This is a genomic window from Kosakonia beeri, assembly GCF_054165705.1.
Genome location: NZ_CM135106.1, coordinates 2,142,865 through 2,167,507 on the forward strand (window position 1 = coordinate 2,142,865; position 24,643 = coordinate 2,167,507).

Annotated in this window: 22 protein-coding genes and 1 pseudogene; 13 read left to right on the forward strand and 10 right to left on the reverse strand. The window is 53.8% G+C overall.

Annotated features, from left to right (window positions below; translation table 11 throughout):
- Positions 1–10 precede the first annotated feature (10 nt).
- The 3 genes from minE to minC are packed head-to-tail and all read right to left on the reverse strand — an operon-like array spanning position 11 to position 1,808.
- Positions 11–277 (reverse strand): cell division topological specificity factor MinE, encoded by a 267-nt coding sequence (gene minE, locus ACUY4S_RS10280; protein ID WP_004384978.1) that lies wholly within the window; start codon positions 275–277, stop codon positions 11–13.
- Between the two features lie 3 nt (positions 278–280).
- Positions 281–1,093, reverse strand: a complete 813-nt coding sequence (gene minD, locus ACUY4S_RS10285) for a septum site-determining protein MinD (protein WP_312689204.1) — start codon at positions 1,091–1,093, stop codon at positions 281–283.
- Between the two features lie 22 nt (positions 1,094–1,115).
- Entirely contained in the window at positions 1,116–1,808 is a 693-nt protein-coding gene (gene minC / locus ACUY4S_RS10290; RefSeq protein WP_312689206.1) for a septum site-determining protein MinC, read from the reverse strand.
- Positions 1,809–1,932: 124 nt separating this feature from the next.
- On the opposite strand from minC, the gene ACUY4S_RS10295 reads away from it, so the two are divergent.
- From ACUY4S_RS10295 to ycgN, 3 genes are all read left to right on the forward strand, one after another.
- Positions 1,933–2,208: a YcgL domain-containing protein gene (locus tag ACUY4S_RS10295; protein ID WP_312689208.1), complete on the forward strand. Its 276-nt coding sequence runs from the start codon at positions 1,933–1,935 to the stop codon at positions 2,206–2,208.
- Positions 2,209–2,355: 147 nt separating this feature from the next.
- Positions 2,356–3,015: a fumarylacetoacetate hydrolase family protein gene (locus ACUY4S_RS10300; RefSeq protein ID WP_312689210.1), complete on the forward strand. Its 660-nt coding sequence runs from the start codon at positions 2,356–2,358 to the stop codon at positions 3,013–3,015.
- Positions 3,016–3,108: 93 nt separating this feature from the next.
- Complete coding sequence (gene ycgN / locus ACUY4S_RS10305) at positions 3,109–3,555, forward strand: cysteine cluster protein YcgN (protein ID WP_312689212.1); 447 nt, start codon at positions 3,109–3,111, stop codon at positions 3,553–3,555.
- A gap of 3 nt (positions 3,556–3,558) precedes the next feature.
- Here ycgN and ACUY4S_RS10310 read toward each other — a convergent pair whose 3' ends face one another.
- Together ACUY4S_RS10310 and dsbB are read right to left on the reverse strand one after the other, a co-directional pair.
- Positions 3,559–3,825: a hypothetical protein gene (locus ACUY4S_RS10310; protein ID WP_458021949.1), complete on the reverse strand. Its 267-nt coding sequence runs from the start codon at positions 3,823–3,825 to the stop codon at positions 3,559–3,561.
- A gap of 141 nt (positions 3,826–3,966) precedes the next feature.
- Positions 3,967–4,497 carry a disulfide bond formation protein DsbB gene (dsbB, locus tag ACUY4S_RS10315; protein WP_312689216.1) on the reverse strand — a complete coding sequence of 177 codons (531 nt, stop codon included), beginning with the start codon at positions 4,495–4,497 and terminating at the stop codon, positions 3,967–3,969.
- A gap of 332 nt (positions 4,498–4,829) precedes the next feature.
- Here dsbB and fadR point away from each other — a divergent pair, with 332 nt between their 5' ends.
- Positions 4,830–5,549: a fatty acid metabolism transcriptional regulator FadR gene (gene fadR / locus ACUY4S_RS10320; RefSeq protein ID WP_312689218.1), complete on the forward strand. Its 720-nt coding sequence runs from the start codon at positions 4,830–4,832 to the stop codon at positions 5,547–5,549.
- Positions 5,550–5,582: 33 nt separating this feature from the next.
- Here fadR and ACUY4S_RS10325 read toward each other — a convergent pair whose 3' ends face one another.
- Positions 5,583–7,115 (reverse strand): SpoVR family protein, encoded by a 1,533-nt coding sequence (locus tag ACUY4S_RS10325; RefSeq protein ID WP_312689220.1) that lies wholly within the window; start codon positions 7,113–7,115, stop codon positions 5,583–5,585.
- Positions 7,116–7,434: 319 nt separating this feature from the next.
- Between ACUY4S_RS10325 and ACUY4S_RS10330 the strand changes: the two genes are divergently transcribed.
- Together ACUY4S_RS10330 and dadX are read left to right on the forward strand one after the other, a co-directional pair.
- Positions 7,435–8,733 carry a D-amino acid dehydrogenase gene (locus tag ACUY4S_RS10330; protein WP_458021947.1) on the forward strand — a complete coding sequence of 433 codons (1,299 nt, stop codon included), beginning with the start codon at positions 7,435–7,437 and terminating at the stop codon, positions 8,731–8,733.
- Positions 8,734–8,751: 18 nt separating this feature from the next.
- On the forward strand, positions 8,752–9,822 hold the full coding sequence (gene dadX / locus ACUY4S_RS10335) for a catabolic alanine racemase DadX (protein WP_458021945.1): 1,071 nt from the start codon (positions 8,752–8,754) through the stop codon (positions 9,820–9,822).
- Positions 9,823–9,905: 83 nt separating this feature from the next.
- Here the strand turns inward: dadX and ACUY4S_RS10340 are convergent.
- Together ACUY4S_RS10340 and ldcA are read right to left on the reverse strand one after the other, a co-directional pair.
- Positions 9,906–11,609: pseudogene (locus tag ACUY4S_RS10340) on the reverse strand (potassium/proton antiporter); the annotation flags it as partial.
- Between the two features lie 90 nt (positions 11,610–11,699).
- Positions 11,700–12,611, reverse strand: a complete 912-nt coding sequence (ldcA, locus tag ACUY4S_RS10345; protein ID WP_458021943.1) for a muramoyltetrapeptide carboxypeptidase — start codon at positions 12,609–12,611, stop codon at positions 11,700–11,702.
- Positions 12,612–12,710: 99 nt separating this feature from the next.
- Here ldcA and emtA point away from each other — a divergent pair, with 99 nt between their 5' ends.
- Positions 12,711–13,322, forward strand: a complete 612-nt coding sequence (gene emtA / locus ACUY4S_RS10350) for a membrane-bound lytic murein transglycosylase EmtA (RefSeq protein ID WP_312689230.1) — start codon at positions 12,711–12,713, stop codon at positions 13,320–13,322.
- Here the strand turns inward: emtA and ycgR are convergent, their stop codons facing one another.
- A complete protein-coding gene (gene ycgR, locus ACUY4S_RS10355; RefSeq protein WP_312689232.1) occupies positions 13,323–14,054 on the reverse strand; it encodes a flagellar brake protein YcgR in 732 nt (243 codons plus the stop codon).
- A 213-nt stretch (positions 14,055–14,267) separates the two neighbouring features.
- Between ycgR and ACUY4S_RS10360 the strand changes: the two genes are divergently transcribed.
- Positions 14,268–14,519, forward strand: a complete 252-nt coding sequence (locus tag ACUY4S_RS10360) for a GlsB/YeaQ/YmgE family stress response membrane protein (protein WP_312689234.1) — start codon at positions 14,268–14,270, stop codon at positions 14,517–14,519.
- Positions 14,520–14,602: 83 nt separating this feature from the next.
- Here the strand turns inward: ACUY4S_RS10360 and ACUY4S_RS10365 are convergent, their stop codons facing one another.
- Positions 14,603–16,360 carry an alpha,alpha-trehalase gene (locus ACUY4S_RS10365; RefSeq protein ID WP_458021941.1) on the reverse strand — a complete coding sequence of 586 codons (1,758 nt, stop codon included), beginning with the start codon at positions 16,358–16,360 and terminating at the stop codon, positions 14,603–14,605.
- A 1,003-nt stretch (positions 16,361–17,363) separates the two neighbouring features.
- Here ACUY4S_RS10365 and ACUY4S_RS10370 point away from each other — a divergent pair.
- Genes ACUY4S_RS10370 through tssM form a run of 5 tightly spaced genes read left to right on the forward strand, consistent with a single transcriptional unit; the run spans position 17,364 to position 24,627 of the window.
- A complete protein-coding gene (locus ACUY4S_RS10370; RefSeq protein WP_312689237.1) occupies positions 17,364–17,858 on the forward strand; it encodes an SH3 domain-containing protein in 495 nt (164 codons plus the stop codon).
- A gap of 24 nt (positions 17,859–17,882) precedes the next feature.
- The gene (tssJ, locus tag ACUY4S_RS10375; protein WP_312689238.1) at positions 17,883–18,389 is read left to right on the forward strand and encodes a type VI secretion system lipoprotein TssJ; all 507 of its coding nucleotides are present in this window, start codon (positions 17,883–17,885) and stop codon (positions 18,387–18,389) included.
- 24 nt (positions 18,390–18,413) lie between these two features.
- Positions 18,414–19,757 carry a type VI secretion system baseplate subunit TssK gene (gene tssK, locus ACUY4S_RS10380; RefSeq protein ID WP_312689240.1) on the forward strand — a complete coding sequence of 448 codons (1,344 nt, stop codon included), beginning with the start codon at positions 18,414–18,416 and terminating at the stop codon, positions 19,755–19,757.
- Between the two features lie 17 nt (positions 19,758–19,774).
- Complete coding sequence (locus tag ACUY4S_RS10385; RefSeq protein WP_312689242.1) at positions 19,775–21,013, forward strand: DotU family type VI secretion system protein; 1,239 nt, start codon at positions 19,775–19,777, stop codon at positions 21,011–21,013.
- 2 nt (positions 21,014–21,015) lie between these two features.
- Positions 21,016–24,627 (forward strand): type VI secretion system membrane subunit TssM, encoded by a 3,612-nt coding sequence (tssM, locus tag ACUY4S_RS10390; protein WP_458021938.1) that lies wholly within the window; start codon positions 21,016–21,018, stop codon positions 24,625–24,627.
- The last annotated feature ends 16 nt before the right edge of the window (positions 24,628–24,643 follow it).

The following is a 24,643-nucleotide window of genomic DNA, read 5'->3' on the forward strand; positions in this document are numbered from 1 at the left end:
CAGAGACGAATTATTTCGTTTCTTCCGCTTCCGGTAAGGTGACGTTAAGTTCCAGAATGGAAATATCATCGCCTTTTTGTTCTAACTGAACCGTCACCATTTCCGGATCGATCTGCACGTATTTACAAATCACCTCCAGAATATCCCGCTTTAACTGCGGCAAATAATGAGGTTCAGCGTCACTGCGGCGGCGTTCTGCAACAATAATTTGCAGACGTTCTTTAGCAATGCTGGCGGTGTTCTTTTTTCTGGAGAGAAAAAAGTCGAGTAATGCCATAACTTATCCTCCGAACAGGCGTTTGAGGAAACCTTTCTTCTCTTCTTCAATGAAGCGGAAAGGACGATCTTCTCCCAGCAGACGTTCCACGGTATCGGCATAGGCTTTGCCTGCATCAGCGTTAGTATCCAGAATCACCGGCTCACCCTGGTTCGATGCGCGCAACACGGATTGGTCTTCCGGGATGACGCCAACCAGTTTGATACGCAGAATTTCCAGCACATCTTCCATGCTCAGCATATCGCCACGGTTAACGCGGCCCGGGTTATAACGGGTGAGCAACAGGTGCTCTTTAATCGGTTCTTCACCCTTTTCTGCGCGACGCGACTTCGACGCCAGAATACCAAGAATGCGGTCAGAGTCACGCACCGACGACACTTCCGGGTTAGTGGTGATAATCGCTTCGTCAGCGAAATAAAGCGCCATCAGCGCGCCGGTTTCAATGCCGGCAGGGGAGTCGCAAACAATAAAATCGAAGTCCATTTTTTTAAGATCTTCGAGCACTTTATCTACCCCTTCACGGGTAAGCGCATCTTTATCGCGGGTCTGCGACGCTGGGAGAATATAGAGGTTTTCAGTGCGTTTATCTTTGATCAACGCCTGGTTAAGCGTCGCATCGCCCTGGATAACGTTGACGAAATCATAAACCACGCGGCGTTCGCAACCCATAATCAGATCCAGGTTGCGTAGCCCAATATCAAAATCGATAACAACGGTTTTTTTGCCCTTTTGGGCTAAACCAGTAGCGATGGCCGCGCTGGAGGTGGTCTTGCCAACGCCCCCTTTACCCGAAGTAACAACAATAATGCGTGCCATAGGAGTTCCTTGTTAAAAGGGCTTAATTTAAGGGTTGAATTGTCAAAGCGTTGTCGGCTAACCGCAAACGTGCCGCTTTGCCATAAAATTCGGCCGGGATTTGATCGCTCAGCCAGTATTCTCCCGCAATGGAGACCAGCTCCGGCGTGAGATGAGTACAGAAAATTTGTGCTTCACGGTCGCCGCTGGCCCCCGCCAGCGCACGGCCACGCATCATGCCGTAGACATGAATATTGCCATCGGCGATAAGCTCTGCGCCAGCGCTGACATGGCTGGTGACGATCAAATCACTGTTTGGCGCATAAATCCGCTGGCCAGAACGAACCGGCGCATCAATTAAACGTGTTTTTATGGCCGGAGCGGCAACGGGAGCGGGTTCAGGATCCGCCGCTTTCCGTGGCAGTTGTTCTTTGCCTTCCATCAGTATGGGCAGACCGGCGCGTTCAATTTCTGCTTTCAGTTCAACATCTTTGCATCCGCTGATGCCGACAACGCGCAACCCGGTTTCGCTAATGGTCTGCTGAAGTCGTGGCCAGTTAACAGAGCCTTCGAGTGCGGAGACGTTGATGACCACTGGAGCGTGCTGCAAAAAAGCAGGAGCCTGAGCAATTTTGTCTTTTAACGCCTGACGAATAACCTCGGGTTTTGCATCATGCAAGTGAACCACTGATAAGGTAAAACTACTGCCTTTTAGCTCGATGGGCGTGTTTGACATCCTGACCTTACTCATTTTGCTATTATCACCCGCATCTGGAGTGATATTCCGAAGACTATCAGGCATGTTATAGTCAGTATTATATTCAGGCAAGTAACCACCCGTTAATTCCGAGTAATTAAGTATGTTTTGTGCGATCTACCGAAGTACCCGACGTGATCAGACTTATCTGTATGTCGAAAAAAGAGACGATTTTTCCCGCGTGCCAGAAGCATTAATGCAAAGTTTCGGTCAGCCGCAGTTAGCGATGCTTTTACCCCTTGATGGGCGTAAAAAACTGGCGGGTGCCGATCTTGATAAAGTGAAAGAAGCATTGTTGAGTCAGGGCTATTATTTACAGTTACCACCGCCGCAGGAAAATTTATTGAAGGAACATCTTGCCGGTCTTGGAAAACAATAAATATGTGCATGATGACGGCGGATTTTCCGCCGTTTTTTTATTATCGTCTGCGTCAACGCCCGTTACATGCTGGTATTTGACAAATCCTCGGGCGGCGCGGATAGTCATTTTTCGCTCATGTTCAATGTGTTACCGGAGGTAAAATACATGTATCAGCATCATAACTGGCAGGGCGCTCTGCTGGATTACCCGGTGAGTAAAGTGGTATGCGTTGGTAGCAACTACGCGAAACATATCAAAGAAATGGGGAGCGCTACCCCGGAAGAGCCGGTTTTGTTTATCAAACCCGAAACAGCGCTTTGCGATATTCGCCAGCCGCTGGCATTGCCGCAAGATTTTGGCTCGGTGCATCATGAAGTTGAACTGGCGGTGCTGATCGGCGCGACCTTACGTCAGGCAACCGAAGAACATGTGAAGAAAGCAATTGCCGGTTACGGCGTGGCACTCGATCTGACGCTGCGCGATCTGCAGGGTAAAATGAAGAAGGCAGGGCAGCCGTGGGAAAAAGCCAAAGGTTTTGATAACTCCTGCCCGATTTCTGGTTTTATCCCGGTCACCGAGTTCAGTCACGATCCGCAAAATACGACGCTGACGCTCAAGGTCAATGGCGAAATCCGTCAGCAGGGCACCACAGCAGACATGATCCATAAAATTGTGCCGTTGATTGCATATATGAGCCGTTACTTCACGCTGAAAGCTGGCGATGTGATCCTCACCGGTACGCCAGAAGGCGTTGGCCCCCTGCATAGCGGCGATGAACTGGACGTGAGCCTTAACGATCACGCGTTGACGACTCGCGTACTCTGACGTTGTTTGCCGCCTGAATCGGGCGGCAAAACTTGCATCCGCATGCCAGACTGGTTATAAGGTGCACCCTGGTTTTCAATGGCGGATTTCTTAATGAACGACACGCCTTTCTGGCAAAGCAAAACTCTCGAGCAAATGACAGACGCGGAGTGGGAATCACTGTGCGATGGCTGCGGCCAGTGCTGCCTGCATAAATTGATGGATGAAGATACCGACGAGATCTACTTCACCAACGTTGCCTGCCGCCAGTTGAATATCAAAACCTGCCAGTGCCGTAATTATGAGCGCCGTTTTGAGTACGAGCCGGACTGCATCAAGCTGACCCGCGAAAACCTTCCCACCTTTGAGTGGCTGCCGCCAAGCTGCGCTTATCGTCTGCTGGCGGAAGGCAAAGCGTTGCCAGTGTGGCATCCTTTGCGCACCGGCTCCAAAGCAGCGATGCACGCCGAACGCATCTCGGTGCGTCATATTGCGGTGAAAGAGTCAGAAGTGCAGGACTGGCAGGCCCATATCCTCAACAAACCCGATTGGGCAGACTAACCGTTACGGGCGCAAAAACAGATTGATGATAACCGTCCCCAGCAACATCCAGCAGGGCACCGAGAAATAGACGGTGCTTTTTTGCTCCCGGCTACTCTTCATAATCAGTAAGGCAATAAACGAACCAATCAGCACAGCAAGGGCGAGAGAGGTCAGCAGAGGGCTGTAGGTAAGACTGCGCAGGGTAGCATAGAGCAGAAGGGCGGAAACCACGCTAAATAAACGGATTTTCCGTGTAAATACCGCCACGCCGGTTAGCCAATAGATCATAGCAACTGTTCCTGTCACGCTTTTCCTCCTTGCAAAGTGTTCATGCCCGCCAACACCCTACCTGTAGCACACGCCTGAATCAACCGATACGCGCCGTCTGGCTTATTGAGGATAAAAAAACGCCCCCGAAGGAGCGTTCTGTTAGCGACCGAAAAGATCGCGCTTTTTCGGTTTGAAGGGCTGGGCTATCAGCACCAGCAGCGCAACGACAAGGTAGGCCACAAAAATGCCCAGCAACCACTGCGGCATTTCCAGTGACAGGAACGCCCACTGGCGCTGTGCGCAATCGCCGGAGGCAACAAACACCTGCGGCAGCCATTTGTCCAGCGGCAGCCAGCCCGGAAAACGAGCGGCAAAATCGCAGGTCATAAACGGAGAAGGGTGTAACTGGATTTGGGTATGCTCCCAGGCCAGTTGGATCCCGCGTACCGCGCTGTAGATCCAGATAGCCAGCGCCACAAAACGCAGCGGTGTTTTTGGCGCAATCGCGCCGACAATGCCCGCGCCCATCACGCCAAACAGCGCGCTGCGTTCGTAAATACAGAGCACGCAAGGTTTCAGCAGCATGACGTGCTGGAACCAGAGCGCAACCATTTCAAGTGCAAACGCCGTAAGCGCCATTAACAACCAGGCGCCGCGTCCACGTGAGCACTGGTTCAGGTATCGCAACATAATCATTTCCCGGGGATATGCGTAGAAAAGGCAGTGTAAACGAAATCAATGTTCTGACCACTAGCCGCTATCAAAATAATACGTAATCGAATGTTTATCATGCGAAAAGTCAAACCAGACCGCGAAACGCTGCAATATCAGACAAAAAATACCGTGCCCGTCCAGAAAGTCACTTTCACTCGAAAGCCTTATAGCTGCTAAGCTTAAGCGTTGCTAAATAGTCAAAATGGTGCACCGATCCCCTTTTTTCTTGTTTTTGTCCGCTATCTGCCCTTAACGGGGTCTGGTATGATGAGTCATCTTTGCAAATGCTGTGTAATGGAAATCTCACTATGGTCATTAAGGCGCAGAGCCCGGCGGGTTTCGCGGAAGAGTACATTATTGAAAGTATCTGGAATAACCGTTTCCCTCCGGGATCGATCCTTCCGGCTGAACGCGAACTCTCTGAACTGATTGGCGTCACTCGTACCACATTGCGTGAAGTTCTACAGCGTCTGGCCCGTGATGGCTGGCTGACGATCCAGCATGGCAAGCCGACCAAAGTGAACAACTTCTGGGAAACCTCCGGTCTGAACATTCTGGAAACCCTGGCGCGTCTGGATCACGAAAGTGTTCCGCAACTGATCGACAACCTGTTGTCCGTGCGCACCAACATTTCCACCATTTTTATTCGCACGGCGTTTCGCCAGCATCCTGATGAAGCGCTGAAAGTGTTAGCCAGTGCGCGCGAAGTGGAAGATCACGCAGACGCCTTTGCCGATCTGGATTACAACATTTTCCGTGGGCTGGCGTTTGCCTCCGGCAACCCGATTTACGGGCTGATCCTGAACGGCATGAAAGGGCTGTATACGCGTATTGGACGGCATTACTTCTCCAGCCCGGAAGCCAGAAGCCTGGCGCTGGGTTTTTACCACAAGCTGGCAGACGTGTGTGAACAGGCGCAGCACGATCAGGTTTATGACGTGGTGCGACACTACGGCCGTGACAGTGGTGAGATTTGGCATCGCATGCAAAAAACGATGCCAGGCGACCTGGCGCTACAAAGCCGATAAGCAAAAACCCCTCTGTGACAGAGGGGTTTTTCGTTACAGCGTGTTGGTGCGCGCTGGGCAGCGTTCCAACAGTTCCACACTTCCATCTTCGTTTTGTTGTTCCAGCAACACATCAAACCCCCACAAACGGTGCACGTGCTTCAGCACTTCCCGGCGGCCTTTGTCCAGCGGCGCACGGTTATGCGGAATGTAACGCAGCGTCAGCGAACGGTCGCCGCGCAGATCCACATTCCACACCTGAATGTTCGGTTCAAGATTGCTCAGATTGTACTGTGAAGACAGTTTGTTGCGGATCTCCCGGTAACCCTCTTCATTATGAATGGCGGCAATTTCCAGGTAGTTATTGCGGTCGTCATCCAGCACGGTAAAGAAGCGGAAATCACGCATGATCTTCGGTGACATAAACTGGCTGATGAAGCTCTCATCTTTGAAGTCGCGCATAGCAAAATGCAGCGTCTCCAGCCAGTCAGAACCGGCAATATCGGGGAACCAGTAGCGGTCTTCATCCGTGGGTGACTGGCAGATACGCTTAATATCCTGAAACATGGCAAAGCCGAGCGCGTAGGGGTTAATACCGCTGTACCATGGGCTGTTATAAGGCGGCTGGAACACCACATTCGTGTGACTGTGCAGGAACTCCAGCATAAAGCGGTCGGTTACTTTCCCTTCGTCATACAGGTGGTTGAGAATGGTGTAATGCCAGAACGTCGCCCAGCCTTCGTTCATCACCTGGGTCTGCTTCTGCGGATAGAAATACTGACTGACCTTGCGCACAATGCGCAGGATCTCGCGCTGCCACGACTCCAGCAACGGGGCATTTTTTTCCATAAAGTAGAGCAGGTTCTCTTGTGGCTCTGCCGGATAGCGACGCGCCTGGGCCACTGCCACTTCTTCATCGCGTTTTGGCAGGGTTCGCCACAGCATATTCACCTGGCTTTGCAGATACTCTTCACGGCTTTTCTGCCGCGCTTTCTCCTCCTGGAGCGAGATTTTCTGCGGGCGTTTGTAGCGATCCACGCCGTAATTCATCAGCGCATGGCAGGAATCGAGCAGTTTTTCCACTTCATCCACGCCGTAGCGCTCTTCACAATCGGTGATGTATTTACGAGCGAAAATCAGATAATCGACAATCGAGCTGGCATCGGTCCAGCTGCGAAACAGGTAGTTATTTTTGAAGAAAGAGTTATGCCCGTAACAGGCATGAGCCATGACCAGCGCTTGCATGGTAATGGTGTTTTCTTCCATTAGATAAGCAATACAAGGATTGGAGTTAATCACTATCTCGTACGCCAGCCCTTGTTGGCCGTGTTTGTACAGGCGCTCGGTTTCGATAAATTTCTTACCAAACGACCAGTGAGGGTAGTTGATAGGCATACCGACGCTGGAGTAGGCATCCATCATCTGCTCTGAGGTGATCACTTCGATTTGATGCGGATAGGTATCCAGCCGATAGAGTTTTGCCACCCGGTCGATTTCCGCCAGGTAGACATCCAGCAGATCAAACGTCCAGTCGGGTCCATCGCTCAGACGAATAGAATCCTTATTCATTGAGTCAATCGTAGCCATTAGCGCGCCCTCGTTGTTAACGACACTCTCTCAATGGAGCGTCTCATTTCAAGCATAGAACACCCAATAAAATCTGTAGCCAGGCCATAAGATTTTCTTCACGATTTTCCGATCTCATCACGGGGTGAAAAGCGCATTAAGCAGATTTTTATTCTGCGGTTAAATGGCGTTCAGCAGGAGATGCTAAATAGTGGCAGCCCTTGTCAGGTGGTAAGGCTGTGAGGCATGTCACCATAAAAAAGGCGTATGTTGAATAATATTTTCATCTGGGTTATCAATTTGTAATCAGATGATTGTGCTTTACTCATGGGAGAGGGATATGCAAGTTGTTGTATTAGGAAGCGGTGTGGTGGGCGTAACCAGCGCCTGGTATTTGCGTCAGGCAGGTCACGACGTGACGGTAATCGATCGGCAGTCCGGCCCGGCGCAAGAAACCAGTGCTGCCAATGCGGGCCAGATCTCGCCCGGCTATGCCGCCCCCTGGGCTGCACCCGGTGTTCCCTTGAAAGCCATCAAATGGATGTTTCAGCGTCACGCTCCGCTTGCTATTCGCCTGGATGGCACCTCATCCCAGCTTAAATGGATGATGCAGATGCTGCGTAACTGCGACACCCGCCATTACATGGAAAACAAAAGCCGCATGGTGCGTCTGGCAGAATACAGCCGTGACTGCCTCAAATTGCTACGTGAAACCACCGGCATCCAGTACGAAGGACGGCAGGGCGGGACGCTACAGTTGTTTCGCACCGCTGAACAATTTGAGAACGCGACCCGTGATATTGCCGTGCTGGAAGATGCCGGTGTGCCGTATCAGTTGCTGGAAGCCGCGCGGCTGGCAGAAGTCGAGCCTGCACTGGGCGAGGTCGCCGGCAAGCTGACCGGCGGGCTGCGTCTGCCGAACGATGAAACCGGTGACTGCCAGCTGTTCACCCAGCATCTGGCGCAGATGGCAGAGCAGGCCGGCGTGGTCTTTCGCTATAACACGCCGGTGGATCGCCTGTTGTATGAAGGTGAAAAAATCTACGGCGTGAAATGTGGCGATGAGGTGATCAAAGCAGATGCTTATGTCATGGCGTTTGGATCCTGGTCAACCGGCCTGCTGAAGGGCATTGTCGATATTCCTGTCTACCCGCTTAAAGGCTACTCGCTGACCATCCCCATCGCTGAGGAAGATGGCGCACCCGTATCGACGATCCTCGACGAGACTTACAAAATCGCCATTACCCGTTTTGACCAGCGCATTCGTGTGGGCGGGATGGCGGAAATTGTTGGCTACAATACTGAGCTGTTACAGCCGCGCCGCGAAACGCTGGAAATGGTGGTGCGTGACTTGTTCCCACGCGGCGGCTTTGTGGAGCAGGCGACATTCTGGACCGGCCTGCGTCCCATGACGCCAGATGGCACACCGGTGGTCGGTCGCACGCCGTTTAAAAACCTGTGGCTTAACACCGGCCATGGCACCCTCGGCTGGACGATGGCCTGCGGTTCCGGGCAGTTACTGAGCGATTTACTGTCAGGCAACACACCGGCCATACCGTCAGATGATTTGAGTGTTGCCCGCTACTTACCCGGTTTTACCCCGGCGCGTGCCCGGCACTTACATGGCGCCCATAACTGATAACCATAAGGAACACTGATGTCTCGTCCTGTTCTGGCGACCCTGGATCTGCAGGCGCTCAGGAATAACCTGCACGTGGTGCGTCGTGCCGCACCTACCTCGAAAGTGTGGTCGGTAGTCAAAGCCAACGCTTACGGTCATGGCATTGACCGTATCTGGCAGGCACTCAGCAGTACCGACGGCTTTGCGATGCTCAATCTGGAAGAAGCGATATTGCTGCGGGAACGCGGCTGGAAAGGGCCGATTCTGATGCTGGAAGGGTTCTTTCATGCCGATGAGTTGCCGCTGTTCGACAAATATCGCCTGACCACCAGCCTGCACAGCAACTGGCAGATTAAGGCGCTGCAAAACGCCCGGTTGCAAGCACCGCTGGATCTGTACCTGAAAATCAACAGTGGCATGAATCGTCTTGGCTTTCTGCCGGAGCGCGTCCACGGCGTATGGCAGCAGTTGCGCAGCCTGGCTAATGTCGGTGAGATTACGCTTATGTCGCATTTCGCCCAGGCAGAACATCCGGAGGGGATCCGCGCACCCATGGCGCGTATTGTGCAGGCGGCAGAAGGCATCGATGCGCCACGTTCACTGTCTAACTCTGCAGCCACCTTGTGGCACCCGGAAGCCCATTATGACTGGGTACGACCTGGCATTGTGTTATATGGCGCGTCGCCTTCGGGCGCGTGGCAGGATGTGGCAACCAGCGGTATCCGTCCGGTGATGACCCTCAGTAGCGAGATCATTGCCGTGCAGACCTTAAAAAGCGGCGACGCGGTGGGGTATGGATCCCGCTACCGTGCAGAGCGGGAACAACGCATTGGGGTGGTGGCCTGCGGCTATGCCGACGGTTATCCCCGTATTGCCCCCTCGGGTACGCCAGTGCTGGTGGACGGTGTACGGACAACGCTTGTCGGCGCAGTCTCGATGGACATGCTGACGGTCGATTTAACCCCCTGCCCACAGGCCGGCATCGGTACGCCGGTCGAGCTGTGGGGCAAAGAGATCAAAATTGATGAAGTGGCTGCCGCAGCCGGTACGGTGGGTTATGAACTGCTTTGCGCCGTGGCACCGCGTGTGCCTGTTGTGACAGTGTAACTTGATTATCGAGGCGGTTATTCCGCCTCGTCTTCTGCGACCCGAACGCCGACTTTAAGGACCGTATTATCGGCTTTCTCTGCCACCGTCCAAATCATACCGGCAAACTCGACCTGGTCGCCCACGACCGGCGCAGCCCCCAGCAGTTGCTGAACGATATCGCCAAGCGTCTGTTGCTTGTCGCGGTATTCCAGCCCCTCTTCCAGGCCGTAAATCAGCGCCACATCTGCAAATTTCGCATCCGCTTCAAGAATAAAATCGCCGAAGAAACGTTGATCCAGCGCCACTGGCGGCGACTGGCTGAACAGCTTGCCCAGTGCAGGGAGATCGCTTTCCCGGCCAATGACACACAGCACGTCGCCTTCTCGCAGGCGTGTGCTGCCGGTCGGGTGCAATAGCACATTATCGCGGAACAGGGCGGCAATTCGCGTCTCTTCCGGCATATGCAGGTCGCGCAGCGCCGCGCCCACGCACCATTTATCGGCGCTCAGCTGGTAAACAAACTGCTCCCAGGGGTTATTGGGATGAATATCCAGCCCAACGCGTGACACCGGCCAGCCGACAGGCGGTACCACCACTTTGGCTTTTTTGGCTGCCCACGACAGCGATGTGCCCTGGAAAAGCAACGAAATCAGCACCACGAAGAAGGCAACGTTGAAGAATAAACGGGCATGATCCAGTCCGGCCATCATCGGAAAAGTGGCGAGGATAATCGGTACCGCGCCGCGCAATCCCACCCAACTGATAAACACACGCTCACGCAGATTAAAACCGCGAAACGGCAGCAGGCTGGCGAACACCGACAGCGGGCGGGCAACAAAAATCATCCATGCCGAGAGAATAAGGGCAGAAATAGCAATCGGCCACAGATCTGACGGCGTCACCAGCAGTCCCAGAACAAGGAACATGGCGATTTGCGCCAGCCAGGCAAGGCCGTCGAAGTTCTGCAAAATACCAAAGCGGTTGCGAATGGGGCGGTTGCCGAGCACAAAACCACACAGGTATACCGCCAGGATCCCGCTACCGTGCAGGGCGGTAGTCAGCGCAAATACCAGGATACCGCCGCTTAATGCCAACAGTGGGTAGAGGCCAGCAGGGAGAGCGATGCGGTTAATCATCTGTTGCAGCAAATAGCCGCCCACGCCACCGAGCAAAATGCCAAGACCGAACTCGCGCACAATATGCACGAGGAACATCAGATCGACATCGGCACGGTGCTTTTGAATCATCTCAATGAGCGTGATGGTCAGGAAGACCGCCATGGGATCATTACTGCCGGATTCAATCTCCAGCGTGGCGCCAACACGCTCATTCAGCCCTTTACCACCAAGCAGGGAGAACACCGCTGCCGCATCGGTTGAGCCGACAATCGCGCCAATCAGCAGCCCTTCCATGATGTTCAGCTTAAACAGCCAGGCGGCCATCATACCGGTCAGGCCGGATGTCACCAGCACGCCGACGGTGGCCAGCGATAAGGCCGGGCCGAGCGCCACACGAAATGAACTGGCGCGGGTGCGCATGCCGCCATCAAGCAAAATGATAGCCAGCGCGAGGTTACTGACCATATAAGCAAAGGGATAATTATCGAACGGAATGCCGCCGATGCCGTCTACGCCGGCCAGCATACCAATCGCCAGGAAGATGACCAGAATCGGAATACCAAGGCGTGATGAAAAGGAACTCAATAAAATACTGCAGGTTACAAGGACTGAACCCAAAATAAACAGACTGATTATCGCCTCAGCGTCCAATGTGTTGCTTCTCCTTATGCCGTCATGACAAATCACCAACCCGACTGCATAACGCAACCTGAGTCATTCAACGCATTTATCATAACGGCAGCAATAGCATTTTAATAAGGGCATAAAGCGCTTTTTTTATACCGACATCACCGGATGACCCGACAGTGTCAATTGAGAGATATCAGCATGTTGCAAAACAGCATGCGCGCCTAATGGCAAGGTGACGGTTTGTTGCTCGTGACCAAACGCCAGCCCGGCGATCACCGGGATGGACAATCGCGCGCGCAGCGAGTCCACCATTGTTGTAAGAGTGTAGCCCGCATCATACTCATTCGGCTGCGAATGGGTAAAACTGCCGAGCACCAGCGCCCGTTGCCGCGCCAGGATCCCGGCGTGCAACAATTGCAGCAGCATGCGCTCCACGCGGTAGGGGTGTTCGTTAATGTCTTCTACCACCAGAATGCCGTTCTCGATGTTTGGCAGCCAGGGGGTGCCAATCAGCGAAGTCAGCATCGCGAGGTTGCCACCCCATAAGGTCCCCTCGACCCGGCAACCCGGGCCTTCACCGTTCCACTCAATGGTGAAGACCTCATTGCGCAGCGCGCGCCAGAAATGTTCAACAGTAAAGGGATCCTGCGGGGTGGCTCCAAAATTTCCCGCCAGCATCGGCCCGCTAAAGGTGATCACCTTCCCGGTAGCCAGCAAGCCCAGTTGAATAACCGTGAAATCGCTGTGACCGCAAATCAACAGTGGCTGGCTGCTCTGACGTGCGGCTATCGCCTGCCAGTTAACGGCATCCAGCAAACGGCTGGCGCCATAGCCACCACGCACTGGCATAACAATCAGGTTCTCTCCTGGCAGTTGCGCCAGGGCATTGAGATCGGCAAGGCGTTCTGCGTCACTGCCAGCAAACCGCTCGCAGCGGCGGGCGATGACCTGCTGATTACGAACGTGGTGCCCCTGCTGTTCAAGCTGTGTAACGGCGTTGGCGGCCGCCTGCTGATTAATGCAATAACCGGAAGGGGCGATCAGGTGGAAGGTGGACATGGCATTTCCTTGCTGACATCTATAACGAAACAGTTATCATGCCGCTTACCTGTGTCGTTGTCATCCGCAGTGATGTACACCTGAATAAGGATGGTTTGCGTGAAATTAAGATGGTTTGCTTTTCTCGTGGTATTGCTGGCCGGCTGTAGCTCAAAACAGGACTACCGTCAGCCGGACTGGAACCCCGAAATACCGGTAAAACGTGCAATGCAGTGGATGCCGATCACTGAAAAAGCCGGAGCGGCATGGGGCGTCAGCCCACGTTTGCTGACGGCGATGATTGCGGTCGAATCCGGCGGAAACCCTAATCTGGTGAGTAAATCAAATGCTGTGGGTCTGATGCAATTAAAAGCCTCGACTGCCGGGCGTGAAGTCTACCGCCATATGGGCTGGAGCGGGCAACCCTCCACCAGCGAATTAAAAAACCCGGAACGCAATATTTCGATGGGTGCGGCTTATCTGAGTATCCTGGAGCATGGGGCTCTGGCGGGGATCCGTGATGAAAAAGTGATGCAGTACGCGCTGGTGATTTCCTACGTGAATGGCGCAGGCGCGCTGTTGCGCACCTTTTCTTCCGACAGGGGAGAAGCCATTGAGGAAATTAATGATTTAAGCGCTGACGCCTTCTTAAAGCATGTGGTGGATAAACACCCCGCACCGCAGGCGCCGCGCTATATCTGGAAAGTACAAAAAGCGATGGATGCGATGTAATTAGCGCACCCGGCTGGCGCGTTCGCGCGCCTCGCGCTCCAGGGCAAAGATAATGCGCTGGAGCTCGCGCTCCACACCTGGGCTAACATTTAAGAAACGAAAACTGAGGCGCGGCGTACTTATTGTTTCGTTTTTGCCGTCCACGACTTTGCGCTCGCCAATCGCAATTAACTGCGCATCAAAATAGAACTGCCCCCACGACGCCATATCCAGCTCAACCTTGGTAAAGCGCATGCCCGGCTCAAGCGAATCCGGCACTTCACCATCCAGCAGCGCACCCATGCCGCCCAGCGACAGATCGTATAAACGGAAACGGATCTCTGATTTATCCGGCATTAACGCCTTGCAGAAGTAAGCCGGATGCAGCGGGGCAATAATACGGAAATATTCACGACGCTGGATAAACCACAACGTCTCAGGCAGCGCGCTAATAAATGCAGGCAAAGCCTGATAATCACCTGCATAAAGTTTGGGAACCGTAAATTCGACTTTAGCACCCTGCGTTTCAGCGGTAATGGTCACTTTCGCCGCACGCTGTACCGCATTGTTCTCGTAATCCTGACTACCAAAATCCATGATCAACTCTTCCGGGCTCGCGTCCAGGATCTTACTGATGAATTGACCACCGCCCCAGGTGATGCAGACGGGAACCTGGTTTTTTTGTAAATCGCGCAATACGCCGAGCACGGCCAGCGGATTTTGTTTCAGGAACTGCTCACTGTAATTGCTCACGCCGAATGGCTCCTTGATGACTGACACACCGTCGTTGATATATCGGCATTTCTGCGGAGAACTTAATACAAACCGACACAATTTTTTTACGGGAAAGTTTGCCTTAAGTCCGTGAGACGGAAATGCTTTTGCCGTTGATAACTATAATGTAGTCAACGCTTCGCTAATTTGGGCGAAGTGGGTAAACAAGACAAGTAAAAGGAGTGAATAAATATGGGCATTCTTGCGTGGATTTTATTTGGCCTGATTGCCGGGGTGATTGCCAAATTCATCATGCCAGGTCGGGATGGCGGCGGTTTTATTCTGACGTGTGTCTTGGGGATTGTCGGCGCAGTCGTCGGCGGCTGGCTTGCCACGCACCTGGGCTATGGTGGAGACATCACCGGGTTCAATGTGCACAGCTTTATCGTTGCCGTTATCGGCGCCATTGTGGTGCTGGCGGTGTTTCGATTGCTTCGCCGATAACGCTGGCATTGGGTAGGGGTGAGGCAGGGAGTCACCTGCCATAAACACCAAAAAGGCCGCAACCTGCGTTGCGGCCTTTTTTATCACTTCGTGGCCGCTGCGGGCTGCTCGCCAGCTTGCGCCGCAGGTTGCGCAGAAGGCGTCGAAGGCGTGGCTTGCTGCACCGTGGGTTTTGCTGACTGCCCCGGTTGTGTTTGCGGTACGCTGTCACACGGTTTCTCTTTCGGGCAAATCAAATCAAGCATCTTCAGCGTAACGCCGTTAGTCCAGCCAAACCCATCTTGCAATGGGTACTCGCCGCCGCCGCCGCCCGTACCGGTCGTGCTGACGTCATATTTCTCGACCAGCTTTTTCTCGCGGTCGTAGGTGTGCTGCACATTGGTCAGGAACCGCCAGCTTACGTCCATCGCCAGCTTCTGATGATCGTAATTTTGCAGACCGGAAGTTGCGATCCACTGTAATGGTGCCCAGCCGTTTGGAGCATCCCACTGCTGGCCGCTGTTAACGGTGGTGGTAGTGATCCCGCCCGGTTTCAGCAATCGGGCCTGGGTTGCCGCTGCCACTTTATCTGCCCGGTCTTTCGCTGCAGCGTTAACGAACAACGGGTAGAGCGCTGCGGCGGTGAGCGGGTTACGGACCTTTTTGGTCTTCAGGTCGTAATCGGCATACCAGCCCTCTTTGTCGTTCCACAGATTGGCTTCGATAGCTTTTTGTCTGGCGTTCGCCAGCGCTTCATACTGGCTGGCTTTGGCCGCGTCGCCAGAAACCTGGTATGCCCGCGCCAGTACTTTTTCCATCTTGAACATCAGCGCATTGAGGTCAACCGGCACAATAGAGGTTGTGCGAATGGTCCCGAGTTGATTCGGGTCGTCCATCCAGCGCGAACTGAAATCCCAGCCAGACGCAGCGGCAGAGCGTAAATCACGATAAATATCGGTAGCAGGGCGGTTCGGGTTGTTTTTCGCCGTGGTGACATCATCAAGCCATGACTCCGGGCGCGGTGTGTCACGGTCATCCCAATAGCGGTTCAGAACCGAGCCGTCGGTCAGCTTAACCACGCGCTTATTGGCCTGGCCAGGCTGTAAGCTCTCCGCGCCATCCATCCAGTAGCGGTACTCTTTTTCCATTTGTGGTAGCCAGGTTTTCAGTGCCTCATCGCCCTCGTGTGTCGCCAGCAATTCCACCATCAGGGCGAAGAAGGGGGGTTGAGAACGGCTGAGGTAGTAACTGCGGTTGCCGTTAGGAATATGCCCCCAGTTATCAATCTCATGCGCGAAATTGGTCACCATATCGTCAATTTTGTCCCAGTGACCGCTTTCCGCCAGCCCCAACATCGTGAAGTAGCTGTCCCAGTAATAGACTTCGCGGAAACGCCCGCCCGGTACAACATACGGTTTCGGTAGTGGCAGCAGCGAATCCCACTTGCCGGCACTGTCGGTGGTGCGGGTCAACACCGGCCACAAACCGTCGATATGTTCACGCAAGTTTTGCCCTTCGGGGGGGACATATTCTTCGCCTGCTTTCGGCAGGGTAAAGTTAACATCCACAAAGTGACGCAAGTCGAAGCTGCGCTGATTACGCTGCATACGGTAATCCGCAAGGATCATCAGTGGGTCGCCTTTCGGAACGGCGTCGGCAAACGTTTTTTGATCCGGAAACAGTTTTGCGTTTTGTACATCGCTAAACAGCGGGCCAAACAGAATATCCGGCGGCTGCGGCGTATTTTGCGCTTGTGCATCTGCGGCTATCGCCTGCGGTACCACCGCAAGAAATGCCCCGGCAAAAGCGAGTTGAAGTGCAAGGAACAACGTGCGCGGTTGGCGCAGTACAGGTCTTGTCATCGATGATTCTCCTTAACGGTACAGCGGTGCCGCTGTAATCAACCTTGTTGAAAACCTTAGTCGAATCTCAGACAGATAGCGTGCTGTGTTTGGCATTTTGCGTGCTTCCAGACGATTTACCCGCCTGGGTACGGGCAAAACGCGGTGAAGTAAATCATGTGCGGCGATATTTCCGGCAATATATGCCGCAATAACGATCTTTCACCACCAAATACGCGGGTAGAATTGTTGCAGGTCAAATGCATTTATTGCGCGACAGTACCGGATATATGTTACAGGTCAATTTGCTGAATGGTTTCGTTTAATGTGCCTGTATTTGGATGTAGTAATACTAAACAATTCGCGCAAAGAAGGGGCAATAGTTGAAATCAAAACTCTTAACAGCGCGGGACAGTAACGGAGGGAACTATCCGCCACAGGTAATATCATTTTTTTTACTTAAAAATATTTCAAAAAATATCCAAATAAAAAGCGTAATATAACCAGAAAGTCGTTTTTCCATGCTGTTAGTCGGGATATTGCACTACCAGATATTGTAGTATTTTCTGCAATAAAGATTCATTTAGGAATAATCCTATCTCGAAATTACAAGGATGTGCTAGCGCAAAATAATCAGTTTTATCTATTAATATTCAAATGGTTACAAAGCAACCCGGCAGGTTTGATGAACCTTTGCTCAGGCAAGATTAATTCTCTTCAACTAAAGTGAAATTGTTTCTTGAGAATAATCCTATTTTTCTATAAAACGAAATAATACTATTTCAAGAGGTCGGATTTCATATTGAATAGAATCATCTGATCTGTAAAATCATGTCACGATAGTCAATGAAACGTAATATTATTGCAGCCTTGTTTGTAACAAGACTCGTGCGGTAGCTATGCCTTTTATTCATTATCAGAGCGCTTTCAGGATAAGGATAAGGGTGATTCGGAGCCATCCGGATATGCCTTTCCTAAACGCTCCTGTTCACCACAGTAATATATTTGCAATGGAAAAAAATCTATGAACATGCGAATGGTATTGGCTCTTGTTTTTGTCTGCAGCGTCTCAGCGTGTAAAGCACCGCCGAAACCGGCGCCAACCGACGACACCATCGTCACCAGCGAAGTTAACGGTGTTACCCTTACTCACCGCTATGCGGTTCACCCGCCAAAAGAGTTTGAACCGGTTAAACAGGATTATCGTGCGCTTTACCCTGCGTCGCTGATGAGTACGCCGGACTTCGGCGGCAAAGTGATCCGTCAGCTGACTGCGGGTAAAACCTACGTTGTGCTGGGACAGGTGGAACACTTCTGGCTGGCGCTGGCCGATGAAGGTCAGGAAGAGCTGATCGGTTATGTACCGATGCGCGCCGTGGTGAAAAGCGAGCTTTACGACGAGACGCTGCGTAAAGACAAAAAACGCCGCATTGTCCCGAAAAAACAAACTTGCGTCTCTGTCGATGGCAGCAGCAAGGCCTGCAAAAACGCGAACTCTGGAACCTGGATCATCGATTAATCCAGCTGTGACGAGCGCCAAGCGATGAATAATAACTCTGTATTTCGCCAGATTTACCTGGTGTTTTTCTTTATGCTGGCCACCCTGGCCAGCGGTTGTGGATCTTCTTCACACAGCGATCCTACCAGCTATAACCTTCAATTCCGGGCTCATCCGCAAATCAATGAGTCCGCTCCTCTTAAAGTCAGGGTGTTGCTGTTGAAATCGGATGCGACCTTTATGTCCGCCGATTTCTGGTCGCTGCAAAACAACGCGGATAGTGTACTTGGCGCCAACCTGCTTAACAGTGATGAATTTTTTCTGATGCCCGGTCAGCTCTCGAAAACGCTGAGCGGTAAAACCTCGCCGGAAGCGCGCTACATCGGCGTGATGGCCGAGTATCAGGCACTGGACGGCAAAAAATGGCGGATGTCCTTACCTCTTCCGGTACCGGGAGAGAGTCGCTTCTACGAATTCTGGAAATCGTCGTCGGATGAGCTGGAAGCCAATATCTTCCTCGACATCAATGGAATCCGTGTCGTTTCCAAATAGCGCCAGCCTTAACAGGAAAACAGTATGAACAAAGCAGAAAAGGTCGTGTGGACCGAAGGTATGTTTCTGCGTCCTCATCACTTTCAGCGTGCGGAAAGCTACTTGCAACACCACATTCGCGAGTGGGGGACACTGCAGCGCCCGTACCTTTGGGGCTACCTTGATATCGAACTGGATGACGCGATGCTGCGTCAGGGCTGTATTGCACTGAGCTACGCCAGCGGTCTGCTGCCGGACGGCACCTTCTTCTCATTCAATGATGCCCGCCAGGCGCCCACACCGCTGGCAATCCCTGACAACGTCAGTAACGAACGCGTGGTGCTTGCCCTGCCGGCTCGCCGTGGCGGACGCGAAGAGGTGATCTTCAGCGAAGAAAGAGATTCGCTGGCGCGTTATGTCACCTGGGAAAGCGAAGTGGATGACGACAACGCCATGTCCGTTGGCCCTGCCGCTGTACAGTTTGGGCGTTTGCGCCTGAAGCTGATGCTGGAAAAAGATCTCAGCGCGGAGTGGACGGCTATCGGTGTGGCGCATGTCCTGGAAAAGCGCAACGACAATCAGGTTCGCCTGGATAGCCGTTACATACCGCCGATGCTGAACGCAGTCAACGACACCGCGTTGTATACGATGGTGAATGACTTACAGAGCCTGTTAACGCAACGCAGCCAGCAAATTGGGCAGCGTCTGCGCCAGCCTGGTCGTTTTAATACCTCCGAAATGGTCGAATTCGCGCTGCTGGCGCTGATTAACCACCATGTGGGGCAAATCGCGCACCTGAAATCATTGCCCTCTATCCACCCGGAAGAGTTGTGGCGAAGCTGGCTGGCATTCGCCACCGAGCTGACGACATGGACAGCGGCCCGTTCGCCGGAGGAGGGGTTGCCCGTCTACGACCATGACGATCTCGCTGGTTGCTTCAATAAATTGCAATTGATGCTGCGTCAGGGATTGTCGCTGGTGATGGAAGAGCATGCTATTCAGTTGCCACTGACCGAACGCACGCACGGCCTGAATATCGCCACGCTGCCGACCACGACCATGGCGCGGGAGTTTGGTTTTGTACTGGCAGTCAAAGCCAGTGTACCGGGCGAAATCCTGCAAACACATTTCCCGGCGCAAATGAAAGTGGCACCCGTAACCAAAATCCGCGATTTGGTTCAGCTTCAACTGCCAGGAATGAAATTACGCACCATGCCGGTTGCACCGCCGCAAATCCCCTGGCATGCCGGTTACAACTATTTCGAGCTGGAAAAAGGCGGCGAGCTCTGGAACGAAATGGAGAAATCAGGGGCTTTCGCACTGCATCTGGCGGGCGAATTCCCGGGTCTTGATATGGAGTTTTGGGCCATCCGTAGCCCGACTGAATAATACAGCGAGCACACAATATGCAGGAACAACAAGCCTCCGGCAGTGATGCCGCCCTGGCAGGAGCAAGCGGTAACAACCCGCTGGTTGCAGCGGCCAATCCGCTGCTCAATGCGATACCGCAAATTCGCCATTCGGTTTCTCATGATGATCAAACGGGTCTGCGTCAACATTTGATTGATGAGATCCGCCGTTTTGAAGTGCGCTGCCAGCAGTCTGGTCTGGCTTACGAGGTGATCGTTGGCGCGCGCTACTGTTTATGCACCGCGCTGGATGAAGCGGCTGCGCTGACTCCCTGGGGAAGTCGCGGCGTGTGGTCCGGCAGCGGTCTTCTGGTGACGTTCCATAACGAAACCTGGGGTGGCGAAAAGTTCTTCCAGCTGCTGGCGCGCTTGTCGCAAAACCCGCGCGAGCACATTGCGCTGCTGGAACTGATCAACTTCTGCCTGTTACTGGGTTTTGAAGGGCGTTACCGGGTAATGGATAACGGCCGTACCCAGTTAGAAACCATTAAACAACGTCTGTGGCAGATGATCCGGGGCGTGCGCGGTAACTATCCGCCGCCGCTGTCGCCGCATCCGGAAGATCAGCCAGTCATGCGTAAACTCTGGCGACCGGTGATCCCATTATGGGCCTGTGCCGGACTGGCAGGCTTCCTGGCCTGCCTGTTCTACATCGTGCTCAACTGGCGTCTGGGTGACAACACCAGCCCTGTGCTGGCAAAAATCTACCAGACGACATTACCGGAATCCTCGGTGACCCAGCCTGTGCAGAGTCTGCCGCCAGTGCTTAACTTGCGTGCTTTCCTGCGGCCTGAGATTCAGGCCGGGCTGGTGTCGGTGCGCGATGAAGCGGATCGCAGCGTAGTGACCCTGAAAGGGGATGGGCTGTTTGCTTCCGCCTCCACGGTTGCCCGCGACAGCTACGAACCGGTCATTGACCGGGTCGCGCAGGCGATGAATAACGTCAGCGGTAAGGTGCTCGTGGTGGGCTATAGCGATAACGTGCCGATCCGCAGCGCGCGATTTGCTTCTAACTATGAGCTCTCGCTGGAGCGTGCCCGCTCGGTACAGTCGCTGCTGCAAAAACATCTTTCGCGCCCGGAAAGGGTCAAAGCCGAAGGGCGAGGGGAGATGGATCCCATCGCGCCGAACAATACGGCGGAAAACCGCGCCCGTAACCGTCGCGTCGAAATTACTTTGCTGGTTTCGCCGGAAAATACGGCGGCCGAGCTGAACGGACTGCCGCAAGGAAACTAAGGATGAATATGTTGCTTTCATTGCTGACCAACCGCATTTTGTGGGGTTTCCTTGGTGTAACCGGGCTGGCAGCCGTTATCTGGATGATTGGCCCGCTGCTGTCGGTAGTGGATTCCCGCCCGCTGGAGTCAGAGCAAAACCGCATGATCACCATTGCGGTGATGTACCTGATCTGGGTCCACAGCCACATTGTGCCGCGCCTGTATAACGCGTGGCTCAACCGCAAGCTGATGGACAACCTGAAAAGCGAAGAGGCGAAAGATCCGACCGAACGTAAACGGCTGACCAGCGATGATCAGGTGTTAAACGATCGCTTCGAAGAAGCGGCGCAGGTGCTGAAAAAAGCCCATTTCAATCAGCCGGGTCAGCGTGGCCAGTGGTCGCAGCGTTTCAGTACCCAGTACCTTTACCAGTTGCCATGGTATGTGATCATTGGTGCGCCGGGCTCTGGTAAAACGACTGCGCTGGTCAACTCCGGTCTGCAATTCCCGCTGGCCGACAGGTTTGGTAAAACGGCGCTGCGTGGCATTGGCGGTACGCGAAACTGTGACTGGTGGTTTACCAACGAAGCCGTGTTACTGGATACCGCAGGCCGTTACACGACGCAAGAGAGTGAACAGGCGCAGGATGCCAGCGAATGGCTGAAGTTTCTGGGTCTGTTGCAAAAATACCGTCGCCGCCAGCCGATCAACGGCGTGATCGTGACGGTGAGCATTGCCGATCTGCTGACCCAGTCCGCAGAAGCGTCTCGCGAGCAGGCGCTTAACTTACGTCAGCGTTTGACCGAACTGCACGAACAACTGGGTATTCGATTCCCGGTGTATGTGCTGGTCACCAAGGCGGACTTGTTAAAAGGCTTCCGTGCATACTTCGCCGGGTTTGACAAAGCGCAGCGTGATCAAATCTGGGGATTCACCTTCCCGTGGGAAAAGGCCAGGCTGGCAGACTTCGATCTGCAGGGCAGCTTCCTGCAGGAATTTGCCCTGCTGCAACAGCGTCTCGATGCGGCGCTGCCAGACACACTGCTGCGTGAAAGTGATGCGCAGGCGCGTGCGGAGTGCTTCCTGTTCCCGCAGGAGTTTGCCGCCATTCGTCCATTGCTGGCCGAGTACCTGAACACCATTTTTGCCCGATCAAACTTCGAAACCGAATTCTCACCGCGTGGCATCTATTTCGCCAGCGGTACGCAGGAAGGCTTGCCGTTTGACCGGGTAATGGGTGAACTCAACCGTGCCCTGTCACTGCCGCAAGGGAAATCCAGTGATAACTGGGACGCCGTCAGCAAAGATGAACCGGTGCCGGGCGGGAAAGGGCAGAGTTTCTTTATTAAGCATCTGCTGCAAAATGTCATTTTCCAGGAAGCGGGCATTGCCGGGCAAAACCGCTGGTGGGAACTGCGCAGCCGGGCGGTGATTTGGTCCGGGTATGCAGCGTTGCTGGCGCTGCTGGTGATCCTCAGCGCATTGTGGTTTACCAGCTACGGCAATAACAAAGCCTATCTGGATGAGGTACAGGCGAAAGTTCCGGCGCTGGATCAGGAGATCAAAGCCCTGCGCAACCGCCAACAGGGCGACCTGTTTGCACTGTTGCCGCTGCTGAATGGCCTGTCGGCGTTACCGCAAAGCGAAGAGTTTGACATCAACCACCCGCCTGTTACCCGCCGGATGGGGCTGTATCGCGGTAATGATGTTGCAGATGCCTCGCAGACCCTGTACCAAAAAGCCTTACAACAGATGTTGTTGCCGGAAGTGGCGATGCGTATTACCACCTGGTTACGTAATGACAATGGCAGCGATGTGGAATACAGCTACGAAGCGCTGAAAGCCTACCAGATGCTCTATCAGCCGAAGCATTATGACGGCAAGTTCCTGCATTCCTGGGTCATGCTGAACCTGGAACGTAATCTGCCGCAGAATGTTACCAAAGCGCAGATTAACCAGCTGGAGTGGCACCTGCGCCAGTTGCTGGAGCCGCAAATTCAGTCTTCGCCGTACGCCAAAGATGAAGCGTTAATTGCCCGTGAACAGGCGCTGATTAACCAACAACCGCTCTCTACCCGGGTATATGGTCGGCTAAAGCGCCTACTGGAGCGGGATGACAACCTCAAACCGGTGTCGCTGGCCTCCCTCGGCGGCCCGCAGAGTGAACTGGTATTCTCCCGTAAAAGTGGCAAACCGGTCGGTGAGGGGCAGCCGGGACTGTATACCCCGGATGGTTACTGGAACGTGTTCAATGCGCAAATCGCGCCGGTCACGGCGTCGCTGCACGAAGATGATGCCTGGGTTCTGGGATCTACCACGCAACCGGAAGACAAACAGCAGACCGATAATGCCGTGCGTCAACTGTATGCACGCGATTTCATCACCCTGTGGGACAGCTTCTTAAGCGATATTCAGCTCAACAACAGTGCGGATCTGAACCAGCGCATTAACACCGCGCGTCTGCTCTCTGGCAACAACTCGCCGCTGCGCCGACTGGTCATGAACTTAAGTCAGCAACTCAAACTGACGCGTGATGAGCCAGCCGACGGCAAAGACGAGGCACAAAAAAGCAGTAATCGCGGCACGCAAATGTTGGAAACATTGTTCAGCAACCGCGACGGCGCTGCCGCCACCACCAATGCGGCCGCAAGCCAGACGCCAGAACAGCGCGTAACAGAACACTTTATGCCCATCATCGAACTGGCGCAGCCGCTGGAAAAAGGCGGCAAGACCATCGTGTTTGATGATTTTCTCAAACAGGTCGATGAGTTGTACCGCTATCTGACCGCGGTGCAGGATGCCGCCAACAGCGGAATGCAACCGCCGGGTGGCGAAGCCATCAGCCGTTTGCAAGCCAGCGCCGGGCGTTTGCCGGGGGGTCTGCAAACCATGTTCAGCAATATGGCGGTCGGCGCAAGCAGTGATACCCAACGCCGGGACCTGGAAAATGTGCGCAAGCGCATTAGCGTCGAAGTCGGCAGTTTCTGCCGACAGGCCATTGCCGGACGTTACCCGCTGGTGCGTTCTGCCAGCACCGAAGTGACACCGGACGATCTGGCCCGTATGTTCGCGCCGGGTACTGGCCTGATGGATGTTTTCTTCCGTGACAATCTGACCAATAAAGTCGATACCACGCAGTCGACCTGGCGCTTTATGCCGGGCATTGATGGCAAAACGTTGCCGGGCAGTGAAGGGCTGTTGGTACCGTTCCAGCAGGCGCAATCAATCCGCGACGCGTTCTTTGCCAACGGCAGCGCGACACCGTCGTTTCGCACAACGGTGCGTACCGTGCGCATGGATAACACTATCCTTAATATGACGCTGGATGTGGATGGGCAGTTATTGCGTTACAGCCACGGCCCGCAGGCGGTGCAGGTGGTGAGCTGGCCAGGAACCGGCGGCACCAACCAGGTGCGTATGCAACTTGGGCTGACCAATGGCACGACGGCTACACTGGTAACCAACGGGGCCTGGGCGTTAAATCGCTTCTTTGATAAAGCGCGTGTCAGTCCTGGCAGCAGCAGTCTGAGCCGCCAGGCGACATTCACGGTTGACGGGCATCAGGTGACGCTGGAGTTTGCGCCGAACAGTATTCGCAACCCGTTCCAGCTCCCCCGTTTCGCATGTCCTTGAACTGCAAAGGAACGCC